Source organism: Citrobacter sp. VF227, from assembly GCF_052950715.1.
Map to the genome: position 1 here is coordinate 1 of NZ_JBRFVF010000772.1, position 240 is coordinate 240.

Consider the following 240-nt stretch of genomic DNA (forward strand, 5'->3'; position numbering starts at 1 on the left):
CTGCTCTGGACTGGGCCATGAAGCAGGATTTTCGTTGTGGTTGCTGGCTGATGGAGAAACCAGAAGCGGCAATGAAAGCCATTACCCGTAATCTCGATCGCGATATATGGCGGGATTTAATGAAAAATTCTGGGATGTTTACCATCATGGGCACTCAGGCGCGTGACCAATAGTACAACTGTCTGGAAAAGGATGACATTCCTGCAGTCAGCGAAGCCAACCTTCTGAATACTTTTGAGC

The 240-nt window shown here is 47.9% G+C and carries 1 pseudogene; it reads left to right on the plus strand.

Annotated elements, in window-relative coordinates:
• Window positions 1-240 (plus strand): annotated as a pseudogene (locus ACU8YC_RS28905) (DUF4942 domain-containing protein); the annotation flags it as partial.